The following is a 16,373-nucleotide window of genomic DNA, read 5'->3' on the forward strand; positions in this document are numbered from 1 at the left end:
GAATTGAACTCCTCTTTATAAAAAGAAAGTAGACAAAGATCAAACTTGACTTTGTCTACTTTCATACAATCTTTATAATTTGTATAATTCCTATACCTTTCTACTGTGCTTTAACTGATTCGCGGTATTTACCCGGAGTTATTCCTTCAATCTTTTTGAAGGAGCGAATAAAGTTTTGTGAGTTATTAAAGTTTAGTTTGTCAGAAATATCTTTGACGGAAATATCTGTTTCAGCTAGCCATTTTTTTGCCATTGTGATTCGATACATCGATAAATACTCACTAAATGAGATATTCATTTCCTTTCTGAAAATACTACTTAAATAATTCGGGTTGTAATGAAGTCTGTTCGCAATCATATCTAGCGTGATATTGGACTCAAATTCTTCATGAATAATATGAACAATATTTTCCGAGATATTTTTATATTGAGATTCAGAGCGATCGTCAATTTTTTGAAGAAGGGGATCGATAATAACTGTAATAAACCACTCTTTAATATCTTCTCTTGATTTAAGTTCATATATATTTTCGAATATAGAGTGATTGTCCTCTATATCTAGTACATTAATAGCAAGTGTATGCATTAATTCAATTAAGTCACTTAAAAATCGGACAAGTGAAGTTTGATATTGGATATGAGTTAAATCCTCAGTAAAGATCTCATCAACAAGCTTATTTAAAAGATCATATACCTTTTCTTTATCATTCACTTTTATCGCATCAAAAAGTTCATTTTCAATTCGCTTAGGGAAGTAGGTGTGTATGCCTTTTCCGATTTCAAGATTTTCAAATAAAATAATGGATTCAGTACCATATTTAAGGGTGTATTTAAGTGCTTCTATGCTTTCTTTATAGGCATTTCTTGCTTGAAGAATGTCTCCAAATGGCTCACTAATCCCGATACTTACAGGGACACTGTATTCTTCTTTGACTTTTTTCTGAATCTTTTCAGCTTGATCATTTACATACTGGATAAATTCTTCCTTCGACTCGATATTGCTTAATAATAACGTTACCTGTGTTTGTTTATTAACAATTGGTATCAAACGTTCATGAGAAGGAATTAATTCTTCTACAAGACCATTAATAACAAATAATAGTACATCCTCTTCCTTTTTCTTATATGATGTGCCTTCAAGACTATCAATTTGAACGGTTAAAACACTAACCCATTTGAAATCAAGGGTATATCCATAATATTTCATTCTACCTTCTAGCTCTTCTTCCGTTACCTTACCGGATAATAGACGATGTGTAAAAAATTGCTTTAATTGATTAATTTGGTTTTCTAATGATTTTTCTAGATAGTCATTTTGCTGCAGCATGTTTTTTACATAATTTTCAATAAAAACGAACTCATTTTTATCTTTTCGATCATCCTTATTGGTTAACGAATGTAAGATAACATTCTGTAGTTGTTTAATAGGTTTATAGATTATTTTACTTCCAAATAGGGCTAGCAACAACGAAAGACCAGCAATTACCATAGTAATCATTAAAGTCAGCCATCCAATTGATCTTGCCTGTCCTGTCAGTTCACTTAGTTCAACAATAGAGACATAAATCCAACCGTTATAAAACGACTTTTTATAGGTAAAGAGATAGTCCGTTTTATCTGATGTTAAGGTAAATTGTCCTGTTTCCTTTTCCAAGGAAGTGTTTTCAGATAATACATCTCCAAACTCGAAGGCTTGTCCAATCTTCTGATTGTCATTATGCAAGACAACGCTTCCATTCTCGTCTAAAATATAGAATGTTTCTAATGAACTATTACTCGTTATTATATCCCGAAAGCTACAAGTAGGAATATTAGCAATAATCATACCAGTTTTATTGGACGAAATAGCAGGTACTTTCTTAATCAGATTTAGATTATACCCACATGATCGAGCAGCAACCTTTTTGTATAACGGTTGTTCTGATTTTTCCTCTAACAGCCATATTGAACTTGTCTTAAGTGATAAATAACGATCAGAGATTTCATTTAGTTGACCTTCAGAAAGTCGTTGTAGTCCGTAATTGTTAACAAGCCAATTATTTTGAAGACTAATAAGTGCCACATCTGTTAAGCGTGTATCAAATGTTTGTTGGTGGCTAAGATCGTCTCGCAATTGGTTATACAACTGAAATTGTCTCGTAGTAAGTGGTTCTCGTAATGACTCAATAATCTTGGATGATGAAGCTAACTGTGTTAATGATTGATCAACAGATTTGATAACCTGCTCAACATTTGTTTGGATTTGATACACAGTATGTTCTTTTTCTTTGGCTACGTAATCTTCTACAACAGAAGTTGATCGAACGAATGAAAATATTCCGACTATAATGACAGGTATAATGGCTAGAATACTAACAAATAAAATCATCCTGTGGAAGAAACTTCCGGGTAACTTAAGTTTCATGTTATCACTCCAAATCTTTTCAAATGTGAGGGGATGATTATAATTTGCTAAATACCTACAATTTTCGAGGTTCTTTTTATTATATAGGTAAGTTTAGATAATTTGAATAATCATTATGTCACATTGTATTCATATTATTAGGAAATCTCTTATAAAGTCAATGATTATCGAAAACATATAGAAGTAAATCAAATGATTATAGTCATTATCACATAAATATTTTAGCATGAAATCAGGAGAGTTGTTACCGTTTTCAAATTTTACCGATTATCACTGTGAGAAAGGATGTATGTTCTTGAATAACACTCAAGTTGAAAAATCACCACTTTATTATGCGAGGCTGACATGCGATACGTTAATGGAAAAGTTTACTCCAGAGGAGCTACCACCAGGTGGGCGCTGGCACTACCATCAAGGCGTATTTTTATGTGGAATGGATTTAGTTTACAACAAAACAGGAGAACAAAAGTACTTTGATTATTATAAAGCCTATGTCGATCATAATGTCGATGAAGAAGGAAATTTATTATTTGCGAGAGATGAGTTAGATTCCATTCAAGCTGGCCTTTTATTGTTCCCATTATATCAAGCTACTGGACTTAAAAAATATCAAGAGGCTGCACGCCGTTTGCGTAATTTATTTCCTACATTAAATTTGACTAGTGAAGGCGGATTTTGGCATAAGGATAAATATCCTTATCAAATGTGGCTAGATGGATTATATATGGGAGGACCTTTTGCTCTTCATTATGCAAAGCAATTTAATGAACCAGAATTAATTGACATGGTCATCCATCAAGAAAACTTAATGCGTAAACATACAAAGAGTGAAGCGACTGGCTTATATCACCATGGATGGGATGAAAAAGCTGTTCAACCTTGGGCAAGACCTGATGGTAAAGCTCCAGAAATTTGGGGAAGAGCATTAGGATGGTATGGATTAGCTGTTATCGATATGATTGATCTTTTACCGGAAGATAATCCGAATAAAGCAGACTGGATTGCATTTATTCAAGATTATGTACAGGATGTTGTGAAGTACCAGGATGAGAAAACTGGATTGTGGTACCAAGTTGTAGATAAAGGTGATCTAGAGGATAACTGGCTCGAAACTTCTTCATCTAGCTTATTTGTTTATGTAATAGCAAAAGCAGTTTCCAAAGGATATGTTGGAGAAGAATTTGCTAGTAAAGCACGTAAAGGTTACGAAGGATTACTAGAATATAAGGTTAAAGAAACCGATGAAGGTACTATCGTAATCGATGATATAGTAATTGGAACTTCAATTGGTGTATATGATTATTATATTACACGTGAACGTAGCCATAACGATTTACATGGTGCTGGTGCATTTATCATGGCAAGTATGGAAGTACAAAAATTGCTAACTGAGAATGCGGGGGTTTAATAAATGAAGAAATATGCCGTATGTGGATTAAGTAACAGGGCACTTAAAATGTTTATTCCACCTTTACTAGAAAAGTTCGGGAAGCAAAGCGAAATTGTTGGCTTGTTAGATAGTGATGAATATCGAGTTGAATTGTGTAAGGAAAAGTTTCCTGAATTAGCACAAACTCCTTCATATTCACCAAGCCAGATTGATCAAATGATAGTAGAAACAAAACCGGATGTAATTATTGTTGTAAGTCGCGATGATACACATATTGACTATATTCTTAAAGCACTTGAGCATGATGTAGATGTCATTACAGAAAAACCAATGGTTACAACTGCTAAGGATGCAACAAAGGTAATTGAGGCAGAAAAGAATAGTAGAGGTACAGTGACTGTGGCATTCAATTATCGTTATAGTCCTTATCATCGAAAAATAAAGGAGCTTGTCCTAGAAGGAAAAATAGGAAGAGTTACTTCTGTAGATCTAAATTGGTATATCGACACGTATCATGGTGCAAGTTATTTCAAACGTTGGAATCGAGTGAGAGAACTGTCTGGTGGACTATCAATCCATAAATCAACACATCATTTTGATTTAGTAAACTGGTGGATTGATCAATACCCTGAAGAGGTTTTTGCTCACGGGGCATTGAACTACTATGGCCCTAATGGCGAACTAAATCCTGATCCGACAACAGATAACAGATATTGTGCTACTTGCCATGTGAAAGATGATTGTGATTACTACCTGAGATGGAATCCACGTGAATTTGCTGAGGCAGTTGAGGATGACCACCTAAACATGGGAGACAAAAAAGAAAACAAATATACGAACTATCGACCAGATGCGTGTATTTTTGATTCTGAGATTAACATCGAAGATACGTACACAGCATCGGTAAAATATAATAAGGGCGCTCTATTAAGCTATTCAATCAACTTTTCAACTCCATTTGAAGGTTATCGTTTAGCAATTAATGGAACAAAGGGGAGAATTGAAACTCAAGAATTCCATGCTCCTAACAGAGTTCCATTTGAAGTACCGGAACAAACGATTGATTATTACCCGTTATTTGGATCAAAGGAAATCATCCATGTTGTACAAACCCCTGGAGGACATGGTGGTGGAGATCCGGTCTTAATCCATGATCTCTATCAAGGTATTGATCCACGTCGGAATTATGAGATATTAGCAGGTGCAGAAGCAGGGGCTTATTCCATTGCTTTAGGTGAAGCGGTTTGGAAATCAGTTGCTGAGAAAAAACCAGTCTCGATTCAGGAATTATTAAAGAGCTATCAAGAGCAAAAGTAGATTCAACAAATGGAAGGGGAGAGACAGATGCTAGGAGGATTGGATAGTCCTTTTTACCGCTGGTGTGGGGTTATCTCACGATTAGTTTATTTAAATTTAGTATGGCTTCTATTTACAGTAGTAGGGTTTGTAATCGTAGGATTTTTTCCTGCAACAGTTGCCTTGTTTGCAGTAACTAGGAAGTTAATATTGGGAGATGAGGATATCCCTATTTTCTCAACATTTTGGGGTGTATATAAAAAGGAATTCTTAAAATCCAATCTCCTAGGACTGTTCTTATTTATCGCAGGATATATTCTTTATGTTGATCTTGCATTTCTTCCGACGACCAGTACGTTATATATTGTGATTCGTTATGCACTCATTGCAGTTTGTTCAATTTTTATTGTAATGCTACTTTACATTTTCCCAGTGTATGTTCATTTTAACGGGAACATAAAAACATATTTGAAAAATGCCGTGATGTACGGACTATCATTCCCTTTAATTACCTTTGTTATGGTCTTAGGAATTATGGCACTATACGTTGGTTTTAACTTTGTACCATCCCTTCTTCCATTTTTAGGTGCGAGTGTACTAGCTTACGGGATTATGTGGTTGGCCCTAAAAGTATTTGCAAGAATTGAAGAAAAAGTAAAAGATAAAAACGAGGTAGCAGCTAACGAAGGAAAACTAGTTTCTGATAATATCAATCTAAATAATTGAAGGTGTACCAATGAAAAAAGTACAAATTTATATAGCTGGTGATTCCACTGTTTCTGATTGTCCTCCTAATGAGGAACCGAGAGCAGGATGGGGGCAAGTACTTCAATCTTTTTTTAATGAAAATGTAAAGATTCATAATCTCGCAGTTGGCGGCAGAAGCTCAAAAAGTTTTATCGACGAAGGTAGACTAGATTCTATTCTAGATAATATCCAAGCAAATGATTATCTATTTATACAATTTGGTCATAATGATCAGAAACTAGATGAAAGAAGAACTGAGCCATATCAATCCTATCAAACGTACTTGAGTAAGTATATAGATGGTGCTAGAGACAAAGGTGCAATTCCAGTTCTATTCACGTCTATGCACCGAAGAACTTTTAATGAAAATGGTTATGTGACCAATAGTTTAGGAGATTATCCAAAAGCTATGATAAGTCTCGCAGAAGAGAAGAGTGTCAAGCTTATTGATTTATGGACTGAATCAAAAAAAATCTACGAATCCATAGGTCCAGAAGCGTGTAAGAAGTTGTTTATTTGGCTACAACCAGGTGAGCATTCAAACTATCCAACTGGTATTAGTGATGACACTCACTTTTGTGAATATGGCGCAAATATCTTTGCACGGTTTATTACCGAAGAAATAAAAAGAAATATCCCTGATTTAGCGATTTTTTTAAAGTGAATACTTTAGCGAAAGATGAGGTGCTTCTATGTTAAATCTTGGTATAAGAGCGCACGACATAAAAGCAAACTCTTTGGATGAGCTTGTTGAAACAATTGCAGATAAAGGATTATCTTCAGTCCAATTAGCGATAGCAAAATCGTTTCCACATCTGAATACCAATTTGGGAAGCTTATCCCCTGGATTTGCGAAATATATGGGTAATGCATTTCAAAAAAAGGACATACAAATAGCGGTTTTGGGATGTTATATAAACATGATTCATCCGGATTTGGTAGAACGAAAAAAAGCGTTAGACCGATTTAAAGAGCATATCCGCTTTGCAAGAGATTTTGGTTGCAGCGTTGTTGGAACAGAAACTGGTAATGTGCATGCAAAAATGGGCTATACTGTTGATAATTTTCAAGAAAAGCCTTTCCTTGATGTAGTGGAAAGTGTTAAAGTATTGGTCAAAGAGGCTGAAAAATTTGGAGTAATTGTCGGGATTGAGGCAGGAGTTAACCACCCTGTATATAGTCCAATTCTTTTAAAAAGACTACTGGATGAAGTTGACTCAAATAATCTACAAGTTATTTTTGATCCTGTAAATCTATTAACAGTCGAGAATCACATGCATCAGGATGAGATATTTAAAGAAGCAATTTCCTTATTTGGGGATCGTATTATCATTGTCCATTGTAAGGATTACGTGATCGAAGATGGGAAGCTAATCTTTGCTCCTCCTGGAAAGGGATTATTACATTATGACGTGGTAATGGAATTACTTAAGTCGAAAAAGCCTTATATCCAATTTTTATTAGAGAGTACTACTGATCCAAATATAGATGAGAGTATTTGCTTTCTAAACGAAAAATACCAAAATGCGTAATAGTAGACCTTTGAGATTGTTGGGATTGATTAACTATATTCCCTAAAACACACACATCATGCCTGAAGGGGAGTAGGAGTTCTTGAATGAAAATAGAAAAGTCAAAGAATTGTTTAGGACAATGAGTACACCAGATAAGTTCAAGTATATTTGGGAGTATTATCGATACTATTTTTTTGCTTTCCTAGTCATTATCATTGTTGGTATTGTTCTAGTAAATGACTATTCTGACAAAAAGGAATCTGCTCTTACCATTACAATTTTAGGGGACCTAGTTGATCCTAATGAAATCAATAAAATACAAGCAGAACTAAATAAACAAATACTTACTGATGAAGAAAGAAAAACACACGAGGTATCCATTCAGGTTATACCATATGCACCAGACGCAGCGGATTATAGCATTGTGATGGCTGGTTTACAAAGGGTATCAGGTGAAATCTCAACTAAAGAACTTGATTTGCTTTTTATTGATAAAGATCAATTTGATATGATGAACGAAGATGGCTATTTTCAAGATCTTACTAAACTTATAGACGGGGACCTCCCTATTGATAAGGAAAATATCTTCTATGATTCTCAAAATCAAGTAACCGGAATAGATGCATCTGCAGTACCCCTATTTAACGAAGCAATTGACGATAGGAATGTGGTAATGGGTGTACTTGTCAATAGTGAGAGAGTAGAAAACACCAGTAAACTACTCCAGACATTGTTTGAAGATTAGAAATATAGTAGAAATTTCATTTTTTTATTAACTTTATTGTTATATTACGATATTATTTCACTTGTAGGTAGATAACTATCATTAGGAGGCAAAAAGGATGCAACATTTAACACAAGTAGTTGAAGAACTAAAACAAGGAAGTATTTCCATTCAATTAGATCAGGTGAAGATATATGACAAATCCTATACTACTCATGACAATGTAAGCCTTGTCATGGTAAAGGATAATCAACAAAAGTGGCTAATAGCTGCTGGTGAAGGTGCCCTTTTTGAAGAATTACAGGGAACTACTATTGGAGAAAATGGAAAAGCATGCCCACTAACCCATGAAAACCGCGTTGTATTAAATCGTTACTTTGATTATACCGTTCCTAGAGCGTTTGGTACGAAAGTGGCAACAATGGGTCTTGGTGACCGCCTAGGATTAGCATCACCAGGTCATATTGAAACTGTAAAAGATCACAATGTAAAGCCAGTACTTGCTCAGCAAAGTATTCGTGAAATTACATTAACGAATCGTTCATTGAATGATGTAATCGATGCTGCTAGCTTTGCTGTTTTCCAAGAAGGTTACACAGGTGGATTTGGTGCAGACGGTGACCACTTAAAAGAAGAAGAAGATATTAAAATGGCATTATCACTAGGTATGTCAATGCTAACATTAGACTGTTCAGACCACATTCAAAATCGTGTGGAAAGTTTAACAGAGCAGGAGATTAGTGAAGAATTCAACGCACTTGCTGAGGAAACAAAGACTCATTATAAAGAAGTGTATTTAAATAAAGAGTTTGATGTGAACGGTCTTCCAATCGTATTTGACGAAAAGACTCTAATGAAGTTTGCATTAGTATATGGAAAAGCGTTAGATTATATGGTCCATGTAAACGACGCTTATATTCAAAAGGCTGAACGCGATATCGATTTTGAAATCTCAATTGATGAAACAGAAACTGTTACAGCTCCAGCAGCTCACTTCTTCGTTGCGAATGAACTAAAAAATCGTGGTGTGACAGTGACAAGTCTTGCACCAAGATTCTGTGGAGAATTCCAAAAAGGAATCGATTACATTGGAGATATCGAGCAATTTGAAAAAGAACTAAGTGAACATGCTTTGATTGCTGAATACTTTGGTTATAAATTAAGTATCCATAGTGGTAGTGACAAATTCACAGCATTCCCAATTATTGCGAAGTACACAAATGGAGTTCTTCATGTTAAGACAGCTGGTACAAACTGGCTTGAAGCAGTTCGTGTAATTTCTAAGACTAACCCTGACCTATACAGAAGAATGCACGCATATGCACTTGAACATTTAGATGAAGCTCTTGCATATTATCATATTACACCAGATCTAAGCAGCATTGCTCCGCTTGAAAGCGTTCAAGATTCTGAGCTTCCTGAATATATGAACAATGATGCAGCAAGACAAGTCATTCATGTAACTTATGGAATATTACTAACGGTAAAAGACGAAAACGGGAATTTTATCTTCAAAGATGAATTCTTTAACACATTGAACGAAAGAGAAGAAGAGTATCGACAAGCTCTTGTTCAACATATCGGCAAGCACGTTGAATTATTAAATCTTTAAAAAATATTAATATAGCAAACGCTATTTTACCTTCCAAAACATCTTCCCTTTGGCTATACTGAGCAGGGGGAAGGTGTTTTTATGTACAAAAAAGTTCTTTTATTCGTATTGATTTTTTTCCTAAGTGGGTGCGGTACATCTCCTGAAAATAATGACAAGGAAGATTTAACAGTGTCTGCAGCAGCAAGCATGCAGAACGCACTTCAGGAAATAAAGGATTCCTTTGAAAAGCAATATCCAACTATACGAATTGACTTTAATTTTGGGGCATCAGGTGCACTAGCTCAACAAATTTCTCAGGGAGCCCCAGTGGATTTATTTTTATCAGCCTCTCTGGAAAAGTTCGATGCTCTAGTAGATGAAGGATTCGTACACGAAGAGTATCAACGAAACTTAATTGGAAATGAAATTGTAGTAATTGTCCCTCGAACGAGTGAGAGAAACATTACTTCAATGGAAGAAATGAAGACAAAAGCCGAGCGAATATCAATTGGGATACCTGAATCGGTTCCTGTAGGGAAATATGCGAAGGAAACATTAGTCAATCAGGGTGTATGGCATGAAGTTGAAAATAAAATTATCTATGCAAAAGATGTTCGGCAGGTACTTACATATGTAGAAACGGGAAATGTAGATGCTGGAATTGTATATCAAACAGATGCGAAACTATCAGACCAAATAAAAATCGTAGATCGTATTGAGAGTAGTTTGCATTCGGCAGTTATTTACCCAATAGGTATTATGAAATCCTCTAAGCACATAAGTGAAGCAAAATTATTTTACGAGTATCTATCTAGTGATGAGGCAGTTACCGTCTTTGAGGAATATGGTTTTAAGAGGGTAAATTAAAAAAGGCAATTGGAGCATAATATATGCTCAATTGCCTTTTTATATAAACGGTGGAACTCCTTTAGCAACTTCATCAACAATAGATGCAAGAGTTTGAAGTTTCTTATCATCTAAATTAAAGCTCTCTTTAATTTTTGTTTCAAGGTTACTTGTAATTCTACGTTTTCCAACTTCAACCAATGCAATCAAAGCAAAACTACAATTTACTGCTTTTGCAAAGTCACGCTGAGTCATATTATTTCTTTTTCGAATAAACTTTACAATTTCTTTATTCATCCCAGGCATTTTTTACACTCCTTACCTACGGCTCATTTGAAGATAAGATATATTAGAGTAGTTATAAGTCAGTTTAAAATTACGTTTCTATTATTCTATGATATTCACAATCTTACCATCATATATAATTTTCGTCTAGGTAGGTTTTTCTGCTATGGATGGAAAAAGGCTACAGAACCTGTCTGCAGCCATTCAATACATTATTTATCGCCGAAAAGTCTACGTGCAGCGTGGTTTGTTGGACCTACATATTGATTCAGCTCAAAGGAATGACGGATAGCAGCAGTTATGAATTTTTTCGCTTCATATACAGCATCTTTTACGTCTAAACCTTTTGCAAGCTGTGCAGTAATAGCGGATGAATATGTGCAACCAGCTCCATGTGTAAACGTGGTTTCAAAGCGGTCACCTTCAAGTACCTCTAATTCTTTACCATCGAATAGAACATCTACTGCTTTTTCATGCTTAAGCTTGCCGCCGCCTTTAACAAGTACATTCTTGGCACCAAGGTCATGAATTTTAACAGCAGCATCTTTCATTTGGTCTACAGTTGTAATTGAACCGATACCACTTAATTGGCCAGCTTCAAAAAGATTCGGAGTTATCACTGTAGCAAGTGGTGTAAGAATTTCTCTAAGTGCCACTGCATGATCTGGGAAAAGAACTTCATCTTCTCCTTTACAAACCATTACAGGATCAACTACAAATTTTTGTAGGTTATGCTTTTTAACTGCATCTGCAGCGATTTCAATTATCTCTACAGTTGGAAGCATTCCTGCTTTTGCAGCATCGACGCCGATACCATCAAGAATTGTTGCTAATTGCGCCTTAATAATATCATGTTCAACTGGGAACACTTGGTGGCTCCAGTGATTATTTGGGTCCATCGCAACAATTACAGTTAAGGCAGACATGCCATAAACTCCGTGCTCTTGAAACGTTTTTATGTCAGCTTGAATACCAGCTCCACCGCTAGAATCGGAACCTGCAATCGTTAACGCTTTTGGTAAACTCATGTTTGAAACCCCCATCTTAAAAAAAGTTTGACAAGTAATATTATATATCAATTGTGAGAAATTGATAGAAAAAACATAATGTTATACTCGAAAAAGGTACTTACAATAATAGGAAATGCTAAACTATTGATTTTATAGGATAAAGTTTGATAAAATACTCTGTTGTAAGAGAAAGTGTATAATTATAATTGAATAATTCGATACTTCGATCCAAAGTACATTCATATCTTGCAAATATTAATGATAGGTGGTCGAAAATGATGACAGAAACAAAACCTTATAGAGTTTTACTTTATTATCAGTATGTCACTATTGAAAATCCTGAGGAATTTGCAGCAGAGCATTTGGCTTTCTGTAAAGACATTGGTTTAAAAGGACGCATATTAGTTGCGAACGAAGGAATTAATGGAACCGTCTCAGGAACTGTTGAACAAACTAACAAGTACATGGAAGAAATGAGAAAAGACCCTCGCTTCACTACAATCGTATTTAAAATTGATGAAGCAGACGGGCATGCATTTAAGAAAATGCACGTTAGACCTCGTCCTGAACTTGTAAACTTAAGTCTTGAGGATGATATAAACCCACTCGAACTAACAGGGAAGTATTTAAGTCCTAAAGAATTCTACGAGAAAATGCAGGATCAGAATACCATTATTCTGGATGCTAGAAATACCTATGAATATGATCTAGGCCATTTCAGAGGAGCTATTAGACCGGATGTTGAAACCTTCCGTGACCTTCCGCAATGGGTACGTGAAAATAAGGAAATGCTTGAAGGCAAAAAGATTTTAACATATTGTACAGGTGGAATTCGTTGTGAAAAGTTTTCAGGCTGGTTAGTTAGAGAAGGCTTTGAAGATGTTGGCCAGCTTCACGGTGGAATTGCAACCTATGGAAAAGATCCTGAAGTACAAGGTGATCTTTGGGATGGGCAATTATATGTGTTTGATGAAAGAATTGCTGTTCCGGTAAATCATAAAGAACATGTTATTGTTGGGAAAGATTACTTTACTGGAGAACCATGTGAACGATATGTAAACTGTGCAAATCCTGATTGTAATAAGCAAATTATCTGTTCTGAAGAAAATGAGCATAAGCATTTACGTGGATGTACACATGAATGTCGTGTTCATCCGAGAAACCGATATGTGGCAGAACATGGTTTAACAGAGGCAGAAGTAACAGACCGACTACAAAAACTTGAAAAAGAAGCAGTTTCACAATAATGAAAGAAACTAAGGCCACAGTGTAATTTCACTGTGGTTTTTTCATTTTAAAATCATAGCTAGCCCTAATCCAGAACATTTTTTGGTATAATATAGGGAAAAGAAAGGAGCGAAATGTGAAATATATCGCGTCCCATCCATATGTTGTAATAAACAGAAAAATAGAGTGGAACGAACAAAAATATATTGAGACACAGCACAAGCTACGCTTGTTTCAAGATCGAATCCTTTCTTCTACCTATGAATTTCATCTAGACCATGTGTATGATATATCCTACCGTACAAACTTTTTATACCTTCACACAAACCAAGGAGTAATTTCCTACAATACAAAAGAAGACCCAATAGAATTTATTCAATTATTTAAATGCTTAAAAAATGAGAAATAAGAGATAGAGGTGAAATATGGAAATCGATAAAATTGTTAAAGTAGTCAAAGAAAGAACTCCTTCTTTATTAGGTCACGGGAATTTTACGCGTTTTTCCATTCTTCTTCCTTTACTAAAAAAAGAGGATGGGATTCATATTCTCTTTGAGGTACGATCAAAGCAATTAAGAAGGCAGCCTGGGGAAATTTGTTTTCCGGGCGGGAAAATGGATCCTACCGATAAGGATGAACAACACACAGCAATAAGGGAGACAATGGAGGAGCTTGGCATTAAAGAAAACAACATTACAAATGTAAGTCCATTGGATTATTTCGTATCACCTTTTGGTACCATTATTTATCCATTTATAGGTGTAATTAACAATCCTGATGAGATACATCCAAATGGAGCAGAGGTCGGAGAGGTATTTACAGTACCATTGTCATTCTTTCAATCCAATCCTCCTCAAGTCCATAAAATCAAGTTTCATGTAGAGCCTGATAAGAACTTTCCATATGGAGATATTATAGGCGGTGAGAATTATAAATGGCAGGTAAGGGGAATGGATGAAGTCTTTTATTATTATGAAAATCGAGTAATCTGGGGTTTAACAGCTGGAATTTTAAAGCATTTTATTGATGTCCTTGATACCGATAATTAAAAAGCCTAATGTAGGCTTTTTTTAGTTTAAGATAAATACCTAGTCATAAATGATAAATAGCAAAAAAGAGCATTGTCAAGAAGACAAATACTCCAATTAGCATACTAGTTATTCAATAACCCTCTAATTTTTTCTCGGGCAATCTCACTTACTTCTTTAAGGTCTTGCTTAGCTTCCTCTAATACCTGCTTCCATTTTCCGCTTTCTTCTTTAATTGTTTCTTCTATTTTTTCGGCCTGTTGTTTTATTTCATCTTTTGTAATTCCTTTTTTATCTTCTTTACCAGCAAGTTTTGCATTAACTGAAACAACATCAAATGGCTCTACCTCAATAGATGGGAGCATTTCCTCCATAATTGCTCTGAATAAGGGAACCACATAATCTGAGCTGCTACCTGGGATATAATGGGTTTGATCGGTTTTGTCATAGCCCATCCATACGGCACCGACGAGATTTGGTGTATATCCTACAAACCATTGGTCTTTTGTGCCATTAATATCTTTATAAGGTAGCTGTGTGGTTCCAGTTTTACCAGCAAGTTCAATACCAGATATATTCGTTCCTTTACCAGTGCCTGTTTCTACTGCATTTAAGAGCATTGAAGTCATATCATTTGCTACTTTCTTAGATGTAACTCGAGTTGACTTTTCCTTATGTTCTGCAATCACGTTTCCAGTTGGTCCTACTATTTTCGAGATGAGATGTCCTTCAGTTCGCTTTCCTTCGTTTGCAAAAACGGAGTAAGCCTCTGCTAACTGTAGTGGAGAAATTCCTTTATGCATTCCTCCCAGACCAATACCAAGGTATTCATCCTCTTTGACGAGCGGGATACCAAATCTACGTAAAGAATCCATACCTTTTTCTAGCCCTATTTGGTCTAATAGCCAAATTGTAGGTGCATTCAATGAATGTTCAACAGCTTCGTATAGTTTCACTTCACCTTGATAGGTTTTTGAGAAGTTTTCCGGAGTGTAATCTCCGTATGTCTTTCGTTCATCTACTAACACTGAGGTTACCTCATAGCCTTCTTCAAGTGCAGGTGTAAAAACGGCGAGTGGCTTCATTGTAGACCCAGGCTGTGCTTGTAAATGGGTGGCTCGGTTAAAGCCTCGGAAAACATGCTCTCCACGACCACCTATTAATCCAAGTACACCTCCCGTCTCTGGATGTAGAAAAACAGCACCACTTTGAACTAGAGTATCTCTTCCTTTTGGAAACAAGAAGTTCCTTTTATATACTGCTTCAAGGGCTGCTTGAATGTCTTGGTCCATCTCGGTATAAATACGATATCCACGAGTTAAAATTTCCTCCTGGGTTAGCCCATATCTTTTAATTGCCTCATCTAATACTGCGTCAACATAGTACGGATAATTGCGCTCAATATAGCTTCCGCCACCATCCTGAAGCTTGATTTCCTCTTTTTTCGCTTGCTCATACTCCTCATTACTAATCATCTGCAATTCATGCATTTTTACTAAAACTGTATTTCTTCGCTTAATAGCTCCATCGTAATTTTTAAAAGGATCTAAAGCAGAAGGAGCTTGAAGTAGTCCTGCTAGTAAGGCAGCTTCACTAATTGTCACATTTTCAATTTCCTTATTATAGTATTTTTTAGAAGCTTGGCTAATCCCCCACGAACCATTTCCGAAAAATACTTGGTTCAAGTACATTTGCAATATTTCATCTTTTTCATAATGCTTTTCAATTTCTAACGCTAAAAATAGCTCTTCTATTTTACGTTTATACGTTTTTTCTGGAGAGAGGAGAGCATTCTTTGTAAGCTGTTGGGTAATGGTACTACCTCCACCAGTAATCCTTCCAGCGAATAGATTATTAAAAAAGGCACGAGTGATACCTTTAAGATCAAATCCGTTATGTGAATAGAAGCGTTCATCCTCGATTGCAATCACCGCATTTTTTACATGATCGGGTAGCTCTTCTACTTGTATACCATCGGTTCGATTGGTCACTATATTTGTTGCAACAGCATCATCTTTGTCATAAATTACAGTTGCCTGTCTTAATCCATCCTTTAATGATTGGACGTTTGCCTGAGTAGCCATAAAGGCAAAGAAAAGCATCGACAGTAAAATGAATACCAACACGATGAGTAACAGTATTTTTGTAATGTGCTTGTCACGCCAAAAGCGTCTGATAGATTGCCAGAGACGGGTGATAAACAGCTTTAGGTTCTCGAGTATACTCTTCATTATTTATTCTCCAATCTTACAAATTACCTAAGTTATATTGTATAACAGTTATTTAGATATGAAAATTATAATATAAT

General features: G+C 35.5%; 15 protein-coding genes. 11 read left to right on the top strand and 4 right to left on the bottom strand.

The annotated features are described in order from the left end of the window. Positions 1 to 100: 100 nt before the first annotated feature. On the bottom strand, positions 101 to 2,404 hold the full coding sequence (locus tag ACWNMY_RS16380) for a helix-turn-helix domain-containing protein (RefSeq protein ID WP_449539330.1): 2,304 nt from the start codon (positions 2,402 to 2,404) through the stop codon (positions 101 to 103). A 295-nt stretch (positions 2,405 to 2,699) separates the two neighbouring features. Here ACWNMY_RS16380 and ACWNMY_RS16385 point away from each other — a divergent pair, with 295 nt between their 5' ends. The 8 genes from ACWNMY_RS16385 to modA all read left to right on the top strand — a co-directional run bounded on the left by ACWNMY_RS16385 (position 2,700) and on the right by modA (position 10,536). After that, positions 2,700 to 3,812, top strand: a complete 1,113-nt coding sequence (locus ACWNMY_RS16385) for a glycoside hydrolase family 88/105 protein (protein ID WP_449539331.1) — start codon at positions 2,700 to 2,702, stop codon at positions 3,810 to 3,812. 3 nt (positions 3,813 to 3,815) lie between these two features. Continuing rightward, positions 3,816 to 5,111: a Gfo/Idh/MocA family protein gene (locus ACWNMY_RS16390; protein ID WP_449539332.1), complete on the top strand. Its 1,296-nt coding sequence runs from the start codon at positions 3,816 to 3,818 to the stop codon at positions 5,109 to 5,111. Positions 5,112 to 5,138: 27 nt separating this feature from the next. Then, complete coding sequence (locus ACWNMY_RS16395) at positions 5,139 to 5,816, top strand: YesL family protein (protein ID WP_449539333.1); 678 nt, start codon at positions 5,139 to 5,141, stop codon at positions 5,814 to 5,816. Between the two features lie 10 nt (positions 5,817 to 5,826). Beyond that, positions 5,827 to 6,501, top strand: coding sequence for a rhamnogalacturonan acetylesterase (locus ACWNMY_RS16400; RefSeq protein WP_449539334.1), 675 nt, complete (start codon positions 5,827 to 5,829; stop codon positions 6,499 to 6,501). 28 nt (positions 6,502 to 6,529) lie between these two features. Next, complete coding sequence (locus ACWNMY_RS16405; protein ID WP_449539335.1) at positions 6,530 to 7,369, top strand: sugar phosphate isomerase/epimerase family protein; 840 nt, start codon at positions 6,530 to 6,532, stop codon at positions 7,367 to 7,369. Between the two features lie 82 nt (positions 7,370 to 7,451). Then, positions 7,452 to 8,096, top strand: a complete 645-nt coding sequence (locus tag ACWNMY_RS16410; protein ID WP_449539336.1) for a hypothetical protein — start codon at positions 7,452 to 7,454, stop codon at positions 8,094 to 8,096. A gap of 97 nt (positions 8,097 to 8,193) precedes the next feature. Further along, complete coding sequence (locus tag ACWNMY_RS16415; RefSeq protein WP_449539337.1) at positions 8,194 to 9,687, top strand: tagaturonate epimerase family protein; 1,494 nt, start codon at positions 8,194 to 8,196, stop codon at positions 9,685 to 9,687. 81 nt (positions 9,688 to 9,768) lie between these two features. Beyond that, positions 9,769 to 10,536, top strand: coding sequence for a molybdate ABC transporter substrate-binding protein (gene modA / locus ACWNMY_RS16420; protein ID WP_449539338.1), 768 nt, complete (start codon positions 9,769 to 9,771; stop codon positions 10,534 to 10,536). Positions 10,537 to 10,575: 39 nt separating this feature from the next. Here modA and ACWNMY_RS16425 read toward each other — a convergent pair whose 3' ends face one another. Both ACWNMY_RS16425 and ACWNMY_RS16430 read right to left on the bottom strand, forming a co-directional pair. Continuing rightward, entirely contained in the window at positions 10,576 to 10,821 is a 246-nt protein-coding gene (locus ACWNMY_RS16425; RefSeq protein WP_449539339.1) for an XRE family transcriptional regulator, read from the bottom strand. 191 nt (positions 10,822 to 11,012) lie between these two features. Continuing rightward, on the bottom strand, positions 11,013 to 11,828 hold the full coding sequence (locus ACWNMY_RS16430; protein ID WP_449539340.1) for a bifunctional hydroxymethylpyrimidine kinase/phosphomethylpyrimidine kinase: 816 nt from the start codon (positions 11,826 to 11,828) through the stop codon (positions 11,013 to 11,015). Positions 11,829 to 12,088: 260 nt separating this feature from the next. Between ACWNMY_RS16430 and trhO the strand changes: the two genes are divergently transcribed. The 3 genes from trhO to ACWNMY_RS16445 all read left to right on the top strand — a co-directional run bounded on the left by trhO (position 12,089) and on the right by ACWNMY_RS16445 (position 14,086). Then, entirely contained in the window at positions 12,089 to 13,057 is a 969-nt protein-coding gene (gene trhO / locus ACWNMY_RS16435) for an oxygen-dependent tRNA uridine(34) hydroxylase TrhO (protein WP_449539341.1), read from the top strand. A gap of 116 nt (positions 13,058 to 13,173) precedes the next feature. Further along, positions 13,174 to 13,446, top strand: a complete 273-nt coding sequence (locus tag ACWNMY_RS16440) for a hypothetical protein (protein WP_449539342.1) — start codon at positions 13,174 to 13,176, stop codon at positions 13,444 to 13,446. Positions 13,447 to 13,462: 16 nt separating this feature from the next. After that, the gene (locus ACWNMY_RS16445; RefSeq protein WP_449539343.1) at positions 13,463 to 14,086 is read left to right on the top strand and encodes an NUDIX hydrolase; all 624 of its coding nucleotides are present in this window, start codon (positions 13,463 to 13,465) and stop codon (positions 14,084 to 14,086) included. 104 nt (positions 14,087 to 14,190) lie between these two features. Here the strand turns inward: ACWNMY_RS16445 and ACWNMY_RS16450 are convergent, their stop codons facing one another. Further along, positions 14,191 to 16,296, bottom strand: a complete 2,106-nt coding sequence (locus tag ACWNMY_RS16450) for a transglycosylase domain-containing protein (protein WP_449539344.1) — start codon at positions 16,294 to 16,296, stop codon at positions 14,191 to 14,193. Positions 16,297 to 16,373: the final 77 nt, after the last annotated feature.

The sequence above is a fragment of the Ferdinandcohnia sp. Marseille-Q9671 genome (assembly GCF_976954385.1).